The following is a 16,291-nucleotide window of genomic DNA, read 5'->3' on the forward strand; positions in this document are numbered from 1 at the left end:
AATATTTTGAAGCACTTACTCTTTAAAGATAAGAGCTTTAACAAAAATACTAAAACCACCCAAAATAAAAGTAGTAATCACCAACTTATTTATAATTTTTTCATCTACTTTTTTATCAATTTTACTGCCCACAAGCACTCCCAGTACTGCTGCAGGTATCGATATGGCAAAAATTTGAAAAACGATTGGTTGAAATACTCCTGTTACTGCATAGACAAAAAAGCGAAATACATTTTCAAAGAGAAATACAAAGCATACATTACTGCGAAATTCGTTTCGATCTATAGCAGTTCGTTCAAAATAAGTTAAAAATAGCATATTAATGCCAAACAAACCTGCCATGAAACCAGAGGAAATGGATATGATGATCTTTAGAACTCTGTTCGATTTTATTGTTTGACTGCGATCCCTAATGACCATTTCTATACCCAACCCAATAATAAATACACCGAGTAATACTTTAATGATCCACGGAGACCCCATTTTTAAAAATAACGTGCCCGGAATGACCCCCAACATAATGAGAATGACAACAGGCATGGTTTTCTTTATGGAAAAAGCTTTGCGATTTTTCCATACAATCCAAGCATTAATCGGTGTATCCAGTAAAAGGTTCGCAGGTGTAATGACCTTATTGTCTAATTGCATTGCCATTAGCGGATTAGATAAAAGAGGGTTTCCAAAACCAACTAGTCCCTTGATAATAAAAGACATAAATTGTACTATAAAGATGTAAATAGCTAGTGTAATAGACATCATGTAAGGTTCTTCCTTTGCATTAATATATTAACTAACGATCTCCGGAAAAGAGTTCTTTAAGATAATGAATGGATCGTATTGCTGTCGTTCCACCACCAGGATAAAAGAACTGTAAAATTCGTCATGAAAAATCGGTTAATTATCAAACAGCAACGAATTTTTCTTTATAAAAAAATAAGAGACTATTTCTAAATGAACCAGTCTCTAAGCATAAAATCAACGATTATATAGCAGATCCTTTTATTTATTTTTTTCCTTGGTATATAAATTGCGATATTTGCTGGGAGGCATACCCACGTATTTCGTAAAGAGAATATTAAAATGATTTGGATTATCATAACCAACAATATTAGCAATCTGTGTAACGGAGTATCGTGTAGTAATCAGCAGGCTCTGCGCTTCACCAATGCGGCGGCGCATGGTGTATTTCATGGGAGAATAGCCGATTGTATCTTTAAATACATGTGCCAGATAATATGGATTGATACGCATTGCATCACTGATGGATTGCAGCGTAAGCGGTTCATCGTAATGAGTGTCAATATATTGCTTGATACGAATGCCCAACAGTTCATAGGTGCTTTTTTTCTTAGCCGGGTCTTCCATTTCAGTTTTGTGGATGATTTGCATTAACAGTGCTACTAAGGAAACAGCAAGATAAGAGCAAGTTTCTTCCATTTGCTCTATGTCCGATGCCAGCAAAAAGTAAATCATACCCATCAAATTGCCCATCGTTTCAAACAATTCATTACTGTGAACAACCGGGCAAGCTGCTTTGTGAATCAAACAGTTTTTATCAAATCCCGTGATCTCTACATTCGTCAATGTACAGCAATAAGTATTCAAGTTTTTGCTCTGAGTAGGGTCCTCATCATGCAGAACATTGCAATTGCAAATGATGATATCGCCTTTTTGAATGGAATAGCGCTTTTCATCCACAATGTATACGCCACTGCCACTGCGTACTAACAGGATTTCCAGCATGTCTTCATGTTTATGCAAGATACGTGGATACACGCTGTAACTAGCATCTATCTTGCTGGCTGAAAATAGACGAGGCAATTTCCCATTTTTAAAATGGGAAATATAATCTGGTTTCATAAAACATTGTATCATAGCAACACCTTCTAACACTTTAAAGAATTCCTATGTAATTTTCAATAATCTCTACTACATTCTTGCTACCATGTCACCGTATTTTTCCTTGCTTTCTCTGATAAATTCTTTTACTTCATCTGCTGTCGGCATTGCTTCTGAGCAGCTATGACTTGCCACCAACATAGCAGCCGATGCACTGCCAAATTCTAAACAGTCAATCATGTCCCAACCTTCCAGCAGTCCATAGATAAAGGCTGATGCATAAGCGTCGCCTCCGCCAAAGGATTTAAGAAGTTTAACGGGAAATGGTTTAATATTATATTTTTTTCCATCTGTCGTGTAAGCGGTTGAACCATCTTTTCCATGCTTAATCACAACAATTTTATTTCCATATGCAAGCCATCGTTTCGCAGTCTCTTCATCACTGCTTTCTTTGGTCATCAGTCCTTGCATCAGATCAAACTCTTCTCTTGATCCTATAATTAAATCACTGCTCTTACCAACGATAGAATAATAAATGGCAATCTCGTCTTTATTCAGCCATGAATATGCACGATAATCAACATCAAAAATAACCACGGTGTTGTGTTTCTTCGCATATTCCAAAACCTTTAATACGGCTTCCCTGGAAGGGCTTTTTGCCAATGCAGTTCCGGATACAACAATTGCTTTCACATTTTTTATATACTCTTCATCAATTTCTTCTACTGCTAAACTTAAATCAGCAATGTCATTTCGATACATGAGAATGCTACTTTCCGTAGGGCTCAATATTTCCGTGAAAGTAAGACCTAATGATTCACCATTTTTTGCCTTATAAATTTGTGATGTATCGATTCCTTCTTTATTAAAATAATCAATAATAAATTCGCCAAATCGATCTTTTGATACTTTTCCTATGAATCCTACTTTTTTACCTAATCTAGCTAAACCTACTGCTATATTAGCTGGCGATCCACCTAGGTACTTTTTAAAAGTTGTACTTTCGGCAAGGGTTCTATTTATATCCACAGGATTAAAGTCAATTGCGGCTCTCCCTATCGGTACAATGTCAAATTTTCTGCTGTTATCAAATTCAAGATGTTTCATTTTATCCTCCTTTTTTTGCTTTGTATTTATCTTTTATCAATTTACTTCCATAACGATTTGTAAATATTGATTATGTCTTCTTTTCCAACGTTTCTTATTGTATTTTGCGGGCTGCCGCTCTTTAAGGCATCTTCCGCCATCTTATCTAACTGATCAAAGAATTTTTTCTTATCTACGCCAAACTGTTCCGGTGTGCTAACCTGCAATTGAGCGCATAATTTTTCTACTTCTGTTATAAAGGCTTGCCCGCCTTGCAAGTCACTCATATTGTTTTCATAAATTCCCGTTGCTCTTGCTAAATCACAAAACCGTTCCGGAGTTCCAGCCAATGCAAATTTTAAACATTCTGAAAGCAGCATTGCATTTGATAAACCGTGAGGCACATGAAAAAGTGCTCCTATAGGCCTGCTCATTCCATGGACGATTGTTACGGAAGAGTTATTAAAAGCAATACCAGCTTCAAGTGCAGCTATGGACATTTCTTTCCTTGCTTCCATGTCCTTGCCATCTTTATATGCTGTTAACAAATTTTTAAAAACCCTTTTAACTGCTGACACTGCAAAAGTATCTGACATCGGCTGGGATTTCTTCGATGTATAGGCTTCTATGGCATGAGTTAAAGCATCAATGCCAGTCGCTGCCGTAACGTTGGGCGGTGAAGTAAGGGTTAACTCTGGATCTACAATCGCTAATGCAGGTAATAAGGGGGCTCCTTTTAGCAGCATTTTTACCTCAGTTTGTGTATCTGATATGATGGTGAATTGGGTCGCCTCTGAACCAGTTCCAGCCGTTGTTGGTATGGCAATTAACGTAGGGGGCAGCGTAGTGATTTCTTTTCCCATATAGTCGGCTAATGTTCCTGGATTTGTCAGCATGGCACCAATTGCTTTCATCGTATCAATCGGACTGCCCCCGCCTATAGCGATCAGAAAATCACATTTCGTTTCTTTATACGTTTTAACCCCTTGATAAACCATTTTATCGGTAGGTTCACTATTGATTTCTGCAAATATTTCATATTCAATATTCTGTTCATTCAATATGTTACTTAATTTCTGTACATTTCCAATCGTAACCATGATTTTATCAGTAACAATAAGTGCTTTTTTCCCAGACCTTTTTAAATAAGAAGCCGATTTTGCCAATGCTTCTTTCCCCGTAATAATCGTACGAGGAATTAAAAATACATTTGCCATAATTATCATCCCTTTGTGCATTCACATGCTTAATTATTATTTTCATTACATTTTCAATCATATTTTTACATTACTTTGGCCCTGTAAGGCGAATTTTTATCACTTTCCACATCTGGACACCATCTCACCAAGCCCCATTTTTTCATTTCTGAAAATGCGATAATCCATCGTTTTCAGCTCAGGAGAGATAATCGGTTTAAAGTCCATATGGGCTAATACATCCGTTTCCAGATTGATCCCCGGAGCGATTTCAGTCAACACCATACCAGCAGATGTTAAGCGAAATACAGCACGTTCCGTAATATACATGACAGATTGTTGATTATCCTGCGCATATTTACCACTGAAAGTAATCTGCTCCACATGATCTAGAAATTTTTTATTTCGTCCTTCTGTAATGATGTTTAATTTACCATCCGCAACCTTAATCTTTAATCCTCCTGCCATAAAGGTTCCAAGGAAAATTACTTCTTTTGTATTCTGGGTAATGTTAATAAAACCACCACAGCCAGCCACACGGCCCTTAAATTTACTTACATTAATATTGCCATGTTGATCGGCTTCAGCTAATCCCAGAAAAGCTAAATCCAGACCGCCACCATCATAAAAGTCAAATTGATAAGGTTGGTCTAATATGGCCTCCGAATTACTAGAAGCGCCAAAATTTAAACTACCAGCAGGAATCCCCCCCACTGGACCAGCTTCAACGGTAAGGGTCATAGTGTCCCCCATACCTTCTTCGTTTGCTATCATTGATACCCCTTCTGGAATACCAATGCCAAGATTCACAATCGCATTGGGAATCAGCTCCATAGCAGCACGACGGGCAATAACCTTGCGTTCGTCTAAAGCCATAAAACAATTATCTGACAAGGATGATACACATATCTCCCCTGAATAAGCAGGATTATACTGTTCAATAAAGGTCTGCTTGTGATTGGCTGGTTCTGATACCACAATATAGTCAACAATAATTCCTGGGACTTTTACATTCATTGGATGTAAACTACCAGCTTTAACGATACGCTCTACTTGTACGATAACAATGCCACCCGAATTTTTAGCAGCTTGGGCGATGGAGAGAATCTCTAATGAAACAGCTTCCTTTTCAATGGAGATATTGCCCCTTTCATCTGCAGAAGTTCCCCGGATTAAAGCCACATCAACTGGAAAAGGCTTATACCATAGCCATTCTTCGCCACCTAATTGAATAACTTCCACAAGATCCTCTGTGGTTTTTTTGTTTAATTTCCCGCCTTCAATTCTTGGATCAACAAAGGTATTCAAACCGACTTTCGTTATAACACCTGGCTTTTTGCCAGCTACGTTACGAAACCAATGGGTAAGCGTCCCTTGAGGAAAATTATACGCTTCAATCTTTTCATCAACGGCTAATTGGCTCAACTTTGGAGCTGTATTAAAATGTCCGCCGACTACCCTTTTCATCATATTCTCGTGACCAAAATGATTGGCACCGCCATCCTTGCCATCACCTTGTCCAGCACAATAAACAAGGGTTAAATTACGCGGTTTTTCTTCTTTAAGAAATCGTTCTTCCAACGCAGCAGTTAGCGCCTCAGGAATTGCACTGCCAACAAAGCCACTTGTAGCAACGGTAGCAGCATCTTTAATGAGGTTAGCCGCTTCTGCCGCACTTATTATCTGGACCATAACACACCCCTCTCTCTATATATAAGTAAAATTATACCTAACATAAACAAATATGATGATAAACTTTACTCATTTTACTACAGTCTATTGGGAAGGAAGCCCAAGTAATATTAGTGGAATAAGCATTCCCACCCCAAGTTTTATTGCAATACTCCTTATCTACGATTATCGAAGTATCATAATTTTAAGCTTGATTCTCACTTTGAAACGCTTTAATGTGATCGGTCACACTTTCATAGGCAGATTGAATTGTCTGTTGATGATAGGTAAAGTAGTCTACCTTTGGATTTTTTTCTAATAACCTCCTGGAACCTTCCACCACTTTGTTAAGCGTAGCTGTCATTACATTAATCTTTACTATTCCATATTGAATGCACGCTCTAAAATCAGCCACAGTAATACCAGAGCCACCATGTAAAACTAAAGGAGCCTTTACTATTTTATCGATTTCCTTTAATCTATCAAACTGCAACTGAGGTGTACTTTTATAAATGCCATGAGCATTACCGATAGCTACTGCCAAAGCATCTACACCAGTGCATTCATAAAACTGTTTTGCTTCTTCTATGGATGTTGCCATGATTTCTAAATCTTCCGAATCGTCTTCACTACCACCAACAAGACCTAATTCCGCTTCCGTTACAGCACCATATTGTTTAGCTAATTGCATAACTTCTATGGTTTTCTTAATATTTTTCTCCACTGGCAATTTTGATCCATCAAACATGATCGATGTAAAACCTAAATCCAGTGCCTGCTTGATCGTTTCTATCGTTAGGCCATGATCCAAATGCACAGCAACTGGCACTTTTGCTTTTTTAGCAGCGTCTATCATAACTGGCCCAATTAAATGTAGCGGTGAATATTTCAACCTACCTTCGGCAATTTGAAGAATAATCGGTGCATTTAATTCTTCTGCTGCTTGTATCGTTCCCATTATCATTTCTAAACTGGCAACACTGAAGGAACCAACTCCATACTTGTGTATATCTGCTTTTTTTAAAAGATCATCCATTTTAACAAGTGCCATTAATTCTCCCCCTCATCATATAAAGTTCTACTCAATAATTAATCTAACGTTATTGGCAGAAAAAAAATCACAATACTTCTTAGATGGCCGTTGATCAGTAACAAAGTAATCCAACTCATCTAATCTGCAAAAAGTTTTCAAAGACACAACATCTACCTTGGAGGAATCTAGTAATAAAATATTAGTTTCTCCTCTCTCAATCAAGTAGCGTTTAATTTCATATTCTAATGGAAAAGCACTCGTAACTCCATTGGTAAGTGAGACACCAGAAGAGGAAAAAAATCTCTTGGAGATATTGTAGTTTTGCAGAAAATTTATAACAGCGGACCCGACAAAAGCATTGGATGGCCGATGAAGGATACCACCAGTAGAGATAATATTTAATTGAGGATACTCTAACGCTGCGCTGATAACGTATAAGTTGGCTGTTATTATTGTCAAGTTCATACGCTTTGACAAGAAAGGAATTAAATACATATTTGTAGTACCAGAATCAATGTAAATAACATCACCATTCACTACTAGGTCACTGGCTAATTTCGCAGCATTTCTTTTGCATTTTATGCTTTTTTCGCTGAGTTGAAAATGTTGCTGTGAGTCTTTTTGACTAAGCATAATACCGCCGTAAATCTTTTTGATAGAACCATGTTTTTCTAACTCATTAACGTCACGACGAATGGTAGCTTTTGACACCTGAAATAAGTCACATAATTTATCCAGAGACACGATTTCCTCTTCCCGTAATAATTTTTCAATTTCATCTATCCTCTTAAGTTTTATCATTGTCCTCACCTATGGAATTTTCTTACTATTTTTTTCATCAGGTACAAGTACTTAAAGCCTTTGCTCTTTTAAAATAAGCGTTTTTATCAAAATACTGATACCACCTAAGATAAAAGTAGGAATTACCAATTGATTTACTCTTTAGAGCGGTGTTAGGTTTTATATTTTTCAATCTTTCAATCCCATATCATAAAACAGATGTCACTGCAAAAAGCTATATACAAATGAATATCAATACCTCAAAAAACTTTCGCAGTGACATCATCATTACAATTGTATTAACGAAAACGAATCATTGATTAAGCGAATTCTGTTAATTTGACAGTGCGGCCTTCATCCAATGATTTTTGTGCGGCTTTGGCAATCAATACAGGCATTAGCCCATCTATTCCTGTAACAGAAGGCTCGGTATTATTTAAAACCGCAGCCGTAAATTCTTGTGCTTCGGCGATAAACGCTTGATTATAACGTTCGAGGAAAAACCATTTTGGCCGTTCGCTGCGAACCCCGTCCTTCGTACTGATTATCGTCGTATCAATGAGATCATTGTAATCTTGTACGCAGCCTTTGTCGCAATGCACCTCAACACGCTGGTCATAACCATAGCGAGCAGCGCGACTATTATCGATTACTCCAATAGCACCGTTCTCGAATTTAAGCAGCACAATCGCCGTATCAACATCGGAAAATTCTCGGATTCTTTCGTCAATTTTAATAGCACCGATTGCCGTGACCTCAGTTACCTCACTACCAGAAAGATAACGCACCATATCAAAATCATGTATCATCATGTCGAGAAAAATGCCACCTGATGTACTTACGTATTCTATGGATTGCGGCTCAGGATCACGAGAAGTCACTTTTACGATATGGGGAGCTCCCATTTGTCCTGAAGCTACAACATCTCTGACTTTTTTGTGGTTATGATCAAACCGGCGCACAAAACCAACTTGTAGTTTAACGCCTGCTTTTTCTACAGCATTAAGCGCCTTGCGAATCTGATCGGCATCGGTATGAATTGGTTTTTCGCAGAAAATGTGTTTTTTTGCTGCTGCCGCTTGAATAATTAAGTCGGCATGCGCTTCTGACGATGAGCAGATGAATACTGCTTCAATTGCCGGATCAGAAAAAATCTGTGCCGGATTATTATAAATTTTCTGTACTCCCAGCCCTTGAGCCCAAGCGCGCATTTCATCATTTAGAAAGAGATCGGCTACCGCTTCAATTTTTGAATTAGGCACAGAAAACGCTAAATTGTTACCATGCAGCTTACCAATTCTGCCCATTCCGATTATGCCAATTTTTAACTGTTTTGTCATTTGCTTTTCCTCCTAAAAATATATTAATTATTTATTATAAAAATTGCTTTGTTTTCTCCGCTGCCAATCGGAAGACATCATCCGGATCCATCGCCCAATATTCTGGCCGGAAAAGCTCTACCGAAGCAATGCCATCATAACCTTTTTCATGAAGTTTTTGTGTAATTGCCGCAAGAGGGATAACACCGTCACCGGGAAACAATCTGTGGCAATGATCTAACACTGACAACGGCAAGTCTTCACTGTCATCAATGTGATAAACAAAGATCTTTTCTGCCGGAACGAGTTCAAGGGAATCAATATTCTGCAGCTTATTGTAAAGAAAGAGATTAAACGCATCCAACGCCACACCAACATTCTTTCGATCTACAGCATTGATAATATCCATACATTGTTCTAGATTTCGGACACACCAACGGGAATTTCCGATAGGCTCAAACGCCAATTTCATTTCATACTGAGTGGCGATATCGGATAACTTTCGCAGTGCTTCAACACTATCGTCAAATATTTCCTTTTCCGTCTTTTGCATCATATCGTCACCCATTGTGGGGACAACAACAATATAAGGATTGCCAATTTTTTGCCCCATCTCACAAGCGAAGGTAAATAGTGCAACTACTTCTTCCCATTGTCGCTCTGTGCGAAAATTAATATCTTCGATAGAATTAAATGCATACGGTTTGACATGACTTGTTTTAAAAAAATTTTGCAATTCTTCGATTGAATGTCGCTGCAAATAATCTTTTAGCATATCCAGCCTAATTTCGATATAACTATAATGATACTTTTCACAAAGCAGTAAGTCTTTTTCCAATGTAGAATTTTCTTTGCAGGTAGCTTCATTTATACCGAGTTTCATAGCTATTTTCCTCCTCCTAACTGTATTAAAATTTGCTTTTTTACTCCAATTCTCTACAATAATTTTCTACAATCAATATTTTTGTAATCTCGGAAACATTGTTCCAATTGTTCAAGAGAACGTCCCTTTGTTTCGGGAAGCCATTTAGCAACAAATATGATAGCCATTAATCCGCCAAAGGCAAATGTAAAGAAGGTCTGTGACAAACCAATGCTACTCAATAAAACAGGAAAACCTAATCCGACAGTAAAATTAGCTATCCATGAAAAAAACACTACCGTACCCATTCCCAGCCCCCGTAGACGCAAGGGAAATATTTCCGACATAATAAGCCAGGTAACAGGCGCGCTGCATCCTTGCTGAAAGGCCATAAAGGTAACTGTCATCGAAAGAATAAGATAAGGAAAATAAGATTGATCAGATAATGTCATTGAAAAAATGCCAATGAGACATTGTGTAATAGTCGTCATTGTAAGCCCTATGAGGAAAATTTTTCGTCGACCGAGTCTTCCCAATAACCACATACCCACTAAAGTCGCCGTTACTGAAATAGCACCATTTGCTGTATTGGCAATCAAAGCTGCCTGCATAGTAAAGCCAGCCTCTTTCAGAATTTGCGTTCCATAATAATTAATAGCATTTACACCCGTAATTTGTTGAACAATTCCAACTCCAATTCCAATAAATAAAAGCCGACGAATCCAAGGTGTTACAGCAAACTCCTTTGCACTTGCTTTTTCTAAATGCGCTTCAGCATCAGAAAGATCTTTAATCTCCTTTAATTCAACAACTGCACACGCTTCATCCCGTACGCGTTTTAATACATTTAAAGCCTCGCTGATCTTTCCTTTTGATACCAGCCAACGCGGACTCTCTGGCATTGCAAGCATACCCACCCACAAAATCACAGCGGGTATCGTAGCAATAGACAACATATAGCGCCAAATATGACTGGTTGATCCAAAAAGATTCCCCAGAATCGCATTCATAAGAAAGGCTAAAAATTGTCCTGTTACGATCATCAATTCATTTTGTGTAACCACGCGACCACGATCTTCCGCTGGAGACATTTCTGCTAAGTATGTTGGCACTGTAACAGACGCACCACCTACAGCCAAACCAAGTAAAAAACGAAACCCAATCATGACATCCGAATTTGGAGCTAACGCACAGCCGACTGTCGCAAAGAAAAATACGATAGCCAGATAAAGAATATTTTTTCTCCGACCATATTTATCGGATAGACGCCCCCCCATTACAGCTCCAATAGCCGCTCCAAAAAGAAGAGAGCTTGCCACAAGCCCTTCCATAAAGGGATTAAGATTTAATTGATCCGGGCGTGCCATATATAGCAAAGCACCATTAACAACACCTGTATCATACCCAAAGAGCAATCCTCCGAATGTCGATATAAGTGTTATAATCCTTAAATTTGATTTTGGTGTGGGTTTATTTTTATTTAATGTTTGATCTGTTGGTTGTAACGCTATCTCTTCTTTTGTATTTTGATTATCCATGAGCTTTATCATCCCCTTCTACTACTTGATAAAACTTGACCTAGCGGTCATTTTTTTTGCATTGTAATCAGCTATGTTGTCATCCTATTCTGAATATTTTAAATGATTTTTTTAAAAAATTATATAAAGTCATTCTTTAAATAATTTTTTTAAAAAAACAGAGGCTTTTTCTGCCGCAGTCTGCCCATCCGGCTCTGGCAGGCATTCTACGGATAAATACCCCTCATAACCGATTTCGTCTAATGTTTTTAAAATCCTCTGAAAATCAAACTGCCCACTTCCGGGATAACGCCGCGAATTATCAGCAAAATGCATATAACCGAGCTTTCCTTTACACCTTTGAATTGCAGTGACCGGATCACATTCGTCAATCCCCATATGGAAGGTATCCAAATGCACATAGCAGTTGTCTATTTTATAGTGTTCTAAAAAACCCATTGTTTCTTCAGCCGTTGTGAATACATTAACCTCATAGCGGTTAATGACTTCAAGATTTAATTTCACATTACGCTCTGCTCCATAATCCACAAGTTCCCTCAAATGCTTTGCCAATCTATCCATATATTTGTCACGTTTACCGCCAGGTGGAATATTACCTTTGACCCAGCCAACCACAAGATCAGCATGAAGTTTTTGTGCCATATCAATATACTGTTTCATACCTTCCATCGCAGCTTTGGTAATATAAGGAGCATCGTCAATCAAATTGCAGCGACCTTCCGTGTTCAGTCGCCCTGTAATAACCATACAAATTTTTGTGCCGCACTCCTTTACGGTTTGTGCAATTGCAGAATAATTTAAATCTGCGGTTTCTCTGGTATGTACTTCAATCGCATCATAGCCTAAACGAGCTGCCTCTCGTAGATTGTTGCAAATATCACCCTGTAGTAAAATCGGCGCAGTATTCGGTGCTTCGTCAGCAGAAGATACCGCAAGTTTCCACTGTTTCAACCTTATCCCCCCCTTCTTTAAACGTTGATTGCTTGAGTAGTCAGAAAGAGTGAAGCATAACACTCACCCTTTCCAATTTCATACTCAAATTTTGTATTTGTAGAAAATCAGGTAAAGTAGATACCTTTAATCTTTAAAGGTCAGCATAACTTTGCGGGCGATATCTTTATGGTGGCAGGCAAGATCCATAGCCTTATCCAGCTCAAAGAAATCATAGTGATGAGAATTCAAGGCGGCAAAATCATATTTGTCTTTAATACGTGACATAAAGCGAATTGTTCTAGGGAACCATTTATTCGTACCGCCGGAACCAGAAAGACGGAGAGTTTTCCAGATGGTTTTGCCGATTTCTACGGGAACTTTGCGCCCAATAGAATGTCCTACTACACCAACGCGGGCAGAATGACCAGCGATATCGAACAATGAGGCAATACCGATGTCATTACCGGAACATTCAATAACTACGGAGGGACCGCGTCCATTGGTCAATTCTTTTAATTTTTCTTCTACATTGCAAGTAATCGGATCTACCACATGATTTGCGCCATAATTCAAGATATTCTGACGTCTTTTTTCCAAAGGATCAATGGCGATAACATTAGCACCAGAAGCCGCACAAACCATTGCCGCACACATACCAATCGGTCCTGCACCGATGATGGCAATATCATCGGAAGCATCGGGACTGCAATCATTGCCCCATACACCCCAATAACCGACATTAAAAGTTTCCACCCAAGCTCCTAATTCATAACTCCAATCATCAGGAATTACATGGGTATATTGTTCTTCCAAAATCATATATTCACCCCAACCACCGGGGGAATCCGGACGAAAACCAAGTTCGCGCATATTCAGGCAGGCAGAAGGCATTTTGCCGTCTTTACAATTTGCACAATTGTTACAAGGCAGTACGCAGTCACCAACAACTTTATTGCCCACCTCTACTGAAGTTACAGCGCTGCCGATTTCTACAGCTTGTCCTGCCCATTCATGACCAGGCACATATGGCGCTATATCGTAACGCCCTTCAGCGGATTCACCTTCATAGCATTCAACATCGGAACCACATATACCGCAAGCTTTAAGTTTTATCAGCACCTGATAAGGTTGCAGCGGCGGCAATTCCAATTCCTCAATTCTTAAATCTTTAGGACCATACATAAACGCAGCTTTACATTTTGTTGGACGGTTTTTCATTCTTCCTATCTCCTTTTTTTATTCTTAATATAGAATGCTATTGAGCGATTCTAACTACCTAACTACTAAACGGAAAAGCCAAGTGTCAATAGGTCAACGTATAAATATGGCGACCGCCGTTAGTCGGTCCTTTGATAACAGCTTCGATGTCTTCCCGGTTGCGTTGGGTCATTTTTTCAATAGGTGGAAGCTCACCAGCTGGATATTTTTCTATAATATCATTAACTAATTTCTCCAAATAGTTTAATGTTCTTTCCACACCAACTCGTGCTTTTTCAGCATCTGCTAAGGTAGGATCACCGATTATCCCTTCTGGCGTGCAGATACACTCCATACCAACCGAACCGAAAGCATTGTACCACTTGATCGGACCTACGCCGCGTTCGGCCGAGTTGTTGATATGTCCCGGCGGCAGCATGGGCGCTGCTTTGGTTGCAACAGCATATTCTTGTTTGCAAAGCTCAGGGAATAATGCCAAGGACCATGATTGTTCCACCTCATCAGCGTGGATAAACGGTGTATCGTAAGGGCCGCCGTTTTCTTTGATATCAAGTTGTTCTTTTGCACAATTCCAGAAATGAACATATAAAACAATGCCGGGAACTTGAAATTTCTTACCAAACTTATGGATTGCCAATGGAATTACATAATCCTGTCCATGCCCGTTGACAACAATCATCTTCCGAAAACCAGTATTCCAGAATCCAGCGAATACATAGCAAAGATAGTCTGCCAGTGTTTCTTCCGGTATCATGATAGTGCCAGGCATTCCCAAATGATGATAGGGATGCGAGCCGTACCAGATTGGCTGCGCTACCGTGCAGCCAGTTGCTTTTGCCACTTGTTCACAAAGGCGAGTATCAAGATACGTGTCTTCACCGTAAGGGGAGTTCGGTCCATGATTTTCCGTGGAACCGACGGGAATTAAAATGACGTCATTCTTTTTGAGTCTCTCCGCCACCTCCCTGTTCGTCATATTCTGATAATAGATTCCGTTATCGGCTTCCATATTGCCGCCTTTTGCGGGAATTTGCCATTTTGACATTGTTACATTCCTCCTAAATTATAGTAATTTTCAGCTTCGTTTTTCATATGCTGTTGAAACCAGAACCTTTCCAGCAGTAATCTTCATTCCTTCTTCAATCTCTTCCAGCGGATAGCGTCCCGTGACCATTTTACGCATATCAATACGACCTGACGCCATTAATGCAATAACATCTGGATAAATCCCCTGACCGGATTGTCCGTTAGAGCCGCTGATGCTAGCTGCATTCCATTGCCAGTTAAAAATATCAACTGGTGTAAGACCAATGGTATGCCCAATTTGAATGGTTTTGCCACCGATGGCTAGTGACTTACCCATCACCGGATAGGTAAATTTCGTTGCGCCCGCACATTCGGCAAACAGCGAAATCCCAACTCCATTGGTAAGTTCCATGAGCATTTGTGCCTGATCGTCCGGCGATTTAAAATCTAGCGGATTGTAGACTGCGTCGGCACCACATTGTTTAGCCAATTCTACCCTTTCAGGAACGCTTTCAAAGCAAATCAATTTTGCCGCACCTGCTGTTTTCATCAGTGAAATTGCAGCAAGCCCAATTGGACCTGCACCAAACACCACCACATGCCCGCCAGGTCGAACACCACCACCGCGTACAAACAAGCCATTATATGCGACGCCTGTTGGTTCAATCAGCGCCCCTAACTCTAACGCCGTCATTTTATCGCCATAATAATTGACAATATCATTGAGCGGATAACAATATTTTGTTCTTACAGCAGCATACTCGGCAAACCCACCATCATAGGTAAGTCCTGGTTCCTCTAAATCCTTACATTGATTGAACATCCCGCGGCGGCAAGCGTCGCATTCGCCACACCAATGCATGGATTCCACACCGACTAAATCGCCCACTTTTAATTTTTTGACCTTTTTACCAACTTCAACGATTTCTCCCGAGAATTCATGTCCCGTGATAATCGGATACTTAGAATGTCCGTCATATTTGGAATAGCCGTTCTCATCCTGGCGCAGAAGATGTGCATCCGTGCCACAGATACCTGCTGCTCCAACTTTAATTAATACTTGATCGTCGTCGTATTTGGGTATGGGACGGTTAACTACGGATCCTTTAATATTCTTCCAAATGGAATTGCCCCTCAGTGCCCGCTTAGTGCTCAGCTCACGCTCGGACAACTGGTATCCCTCCTTGGGAGCCCAGTCTGCTTCAACATAAAAAGCTCTCATTTTTGTCCCCCTTTTCATATCCGATTTACACCTTAATCATAAATTTATTCTGCATTTCTTTCTATATAATTCTTGTTTTTCTTATAATTCTTACAATTCAGCTTTGTTTATAATATAGTAAAAAATTCAGTTAATTTATTGCTACAGTTTTTGTAATTTCTATACAATCTTGCTATTTATATTTTTATACTGTAAACTGGTTGGCACAATCTGTTAACTCAAGGCAAATAGTAAAAAAGTTATTCTGTTTATATGATTCTTGTTTTCCTATAACTCTTATTATACAAGTTTATCTGAAATGCACTTGAAAATTCAGCCACTTTTGTTTCTACCGTTTCTACACAATCTTGCGATTTATATTTTATACTGTAAATTTTGCAATCATAATTCGTTTGTACAAGTCAAGCTGCAAAAAAATTTCCATCCTATCAATTATTGTTTTTGTTATAATTGTTGTAATTCTTATAATTGGAATTTACTTGAAATATGCTAAATCTTTCAGCTACTTTTGCTTCTATAGTTTCTATATAATCTTGTGATTTATATTTTTACGCTGTAAAATTCGTAG

14 protein-coding genes are annotated in these 16,291 nt (G+C 38.9%); all 14 read right to left on the reverse strand.

Annotated elements, in window-relative coordinates:
* Positions 1-15: 15 nt before the first annotated feature.
* The 14 genes from FR7_RS15905 to iolM all read right to left on the reverse strand — a co-directional run bounded on the left by FR7_RS15905 (position 16) and on the right by iolM (position 15,741).
* On the reverse strand, positions 16-759 hold the full coding sequence (locus tag FR7_RS15905; protein ID WP_007933234.1) for a sulfite exporter TauE/SafE family protein: 744 nt from the start codon (positions 757-759) through the stop codon (positions 16-18).
* A gap of 240 nt (positions 760-999) precedes the next feature.
* A complete protein-coding gene (locus FR7_RS15910; RefSeq protein ID WP_237769538.1) occupies positions 1,000-1,860 on the reverse strand; it encodes a helix-turn-helix domain-containing protein in 861 nt (286 codons plus the stop codon).
* A 69-nt stretch (positions 1,861-1,929) separates the two neighbouring features.
* On the reverse strand, positions 1,930-2,946 hold the full coding sequence (gene iolC, locus FR7_RS15915) for a 5-dehydro-2-deoxygluconokinase (RefSeq protein ID WP_007933236.1): 1,017 nt from the start codon (positions 2,944-2,946) through the stop codon (positions 1,930-1,932).
* Positions 2,947-2,987: 41 nt separating this feature from the next.
* Positions 2,988-4,142, reverse strand: a complete 1,155-nt coding sequence (locus FR7_RS15920; protein ID WP_007933237.1) for an iron-containing alcohol dehydrogenase — start codon at positions 4,140-4,142, stop codon at positions 2,988-2,990.
* A gap of 99 nt (positions 4,143-4,241) precedes the next feature.
* Complete coding sequence (locus FR7_RS15925; protein ID WP_007933238.1) at positions 4,242-5,813, reverse strand: acyl CoA:acetate/3-ketoacid CoA transferase; 1,572 nt, start codon at positions 5,811-5,813, stop codon at positions 4,242-4,244.
* A 184-nt stretch (positions 5,814-5,997) separates the two neighbouring features.
* Positions 5,998-6,843 (reverse strand): class II fructose-bisphosphate aldolase, encoded by an 846-nt coding sequence (locus FR7_RS15930; protein ID WP_007933239.1) that lies wholly within the window; start codon positions 6,841-6,843, stop codon positions 5,998-6,000.
* A gap of 27 nt (positions 6,844-6,870) precedes the next feature.
* The gene (locus FR7_RS15935) at positions 6,871-7,626 is read right to left on the reverse strand and encodes a DeoR/GlpR family DNA-binding transcription regulator (RefSeq protein WP_007933240.1); all 756 of its coding nucleotides are present in this window, start codon (positions 7,624-7,626) and stop codon (positions 6,871-6,873) included.
* Between the two features lie 299 nt (positions 7,627-7,925).
* Complete coding sequence (iolG, locus tag FR7_RS15940) at positions 7,926-8,945, reverse strand: inositol 2-dehydrogenase (RefSeq protein WP_007933241.1); 1,020 nt, start codon at positions 8,943-8,945, stop codon at positions 7,926-7,928.
* 34 nt (positions 8,946-8,979) lie between these two features.
* On the reverse strand, positions 8,980-9,807 hold the full coding sequence (locus FR7_RS15945) for a sugar phosphate isomerase/epimerase family protein (RefSeq protein ID WP_007933242.1): 828 nt from the start codon (positions 9,805-9,807) through the stop codon (positions 8,980-8,982).
* Between the two features lie 53 nt (positions 9,808-9,860).
* Positions 9,861-11,324 carry a sugar porter family MFS transporter gene (locus tag FR7_RS15950; protein WP_007933243.1) on the reverse strand — a complete coding sequence of 488 codons (1,464 nt, stop codon included), beginning with the start codon at positions 11,322-11,324 and terminating at the stop codon, positions 9,861-9,863.
* Between the two features lie 129 nt (positions 11,325-11,453).
* Entirely contained in the window at positions 11,454-12,275 is an 822-nt protein-coding gene (locus tag FR7_RS15955; protein WP_007933244.1) for a sugar phosphate isomerase/epimerase family protein, read from the reverse strand.
* Between the two features lie 126 nt (positions 12,276-12,401).
* Positions 12,402-13,475 (reverse strand): zinc-dependent alcohol dehydrogenase, encoded by a 1,074-nt coding sequence (locus FR7_RS15960; RefSeq protein ID WP_007933245.1) that lies wholly within the window; start codon positions 13,473-13,475, stop codon positions 12,402-12,404.
* A gap of 85 nt (positions 13,476-13,560) precedes the next feature.
* Positions 13,561-14,520, reverse strand: a complete 960-nt coding sequence (gene iolN, locus FR7_RS15965; protein WP_007933246.1) for a 3-dehydro-scyllo-inosose hydrolase — start codon at positions 14,518-14,520, stop codon at positions 13,561-13,563.
* A gap of 30 nt (positions 14,521-14,550) precedes the next feature.
* Entirely contained in the window at positions 14,551-15,741 is a 1,191-nt protein-coding gene (gene iolM / locus FR7_RS15970) for a scyllo-inosose 3-dehydrogenase (protein ID WP_337453688.1), read from the reverse strand.
* Positions 15,742-16,291 lie beyond the last annotated feature (550 nt).

The sequence above is a fragment of the Pelosinus fermentans DSM 17108 genome (genome assembly GCF_000271485.2).
GTDB lineage: Bacteria > Bacillota > Negativicutes > DSM-13327 > DSM-13327 > Pelosinus > Pelosinus fermentans.

What these genes read in the sequence shown, in the direction of transcription:
- FR7_RS15910 (WP_237769538.1), bottom strand. Translation starts at nt 1,860, where the DNA reads ATGAAACCAGATTATATTTCCCATTTTAAAAATGGGAAATTGCCTCGT.
- FR7_RS15935 (WP_007933240.1), bottom strand. Translation starts at nt 7,626, where the DNA reads ATGATAAAACTTAAGAGGATAGATGAAATTGAAAAATTATTACGGGAA.
- FR7_RS15905 (WP_007933234.1), bottom strand. Translation starts at nt 759, where the DNA reads ATGATGTCTATTACACTAGCTATTTACATCTTTATAGTACAATTTATG.
- iolN (WP_007933246.1), bottom strand. Translation starts at nt 14,520, where the DNA reads ATGTCAAAATGGCAAATTCCCGCAAAAGGCGGCAATATGGAAGCCGAT.
- FR7_RS15925 (WP_007933238.1), bottom strand. Translation starts at nt 5,813, where the DNA reads ATGGTCCAGATAATAAGTGCGGCAGAAGCGGCTAACCTCATTAAAGAT.
- FR7_RS15960 (WP_007933245.1), bottom strand. Translation starts at nt 13,475, where the DNA reads ATGAAAAACCGTCCAACAAAATGTAAAGCTGCGTTTATGTATGGTCCT.
- iolM (WP_337453688.1), bottom strand. Translation starts at nt 15,741, where the DNA reads ATGAAAAGGGGGACAAAAATGAGAGCTTTTTATGTTGAAGCAGACTGG.
- FR7_RS15920 (WP_007933237.1), bottom strand. Translation starts at nt 4,142, where the DNA reads ATGGCAAATGTATTTTTAATTCCTCGTACGATTATTACGGGGAAAGAA.
- iolC (WP_007933236.1), bottom strand. Translation starts at nt 2,946, where the DNA reads ATGAAACATCTTGAATTTGATAACAGCAGAAAATTTGACATTGTACCG.
- FR7_RS15945 (WP_007933242.1), bottom strand. Translation starts at nt 9,807, where the DNA reads ATGAAACTCGGTATAAATGAAGCTACCTGCAAAGAAAATTCTACATTG.
- iolG (WP_007933241.1), bottom strand. Translation starts at nt 8,945, where the DNA reads ATGACAAAACAGTTAAAAATTGGCATAATCGGAATGGGCAGAATTGGT.
- FR7_RS15950 (WP_007933243.1), bottom strand. Translation starts at nt 11,324, where the DNA reads ATGGATAATCAAAATACAAAAGAAGAGATAGCGTTACAACCAACAGAT.
- FR7_RS15930 (WP_007933239.1), bottom strand. Translation starts at nt 6,843, where the DNA reads ATGGCACTTGTTAAAATGGATGATCTTTTAAAAAAAGCAGATATACAC.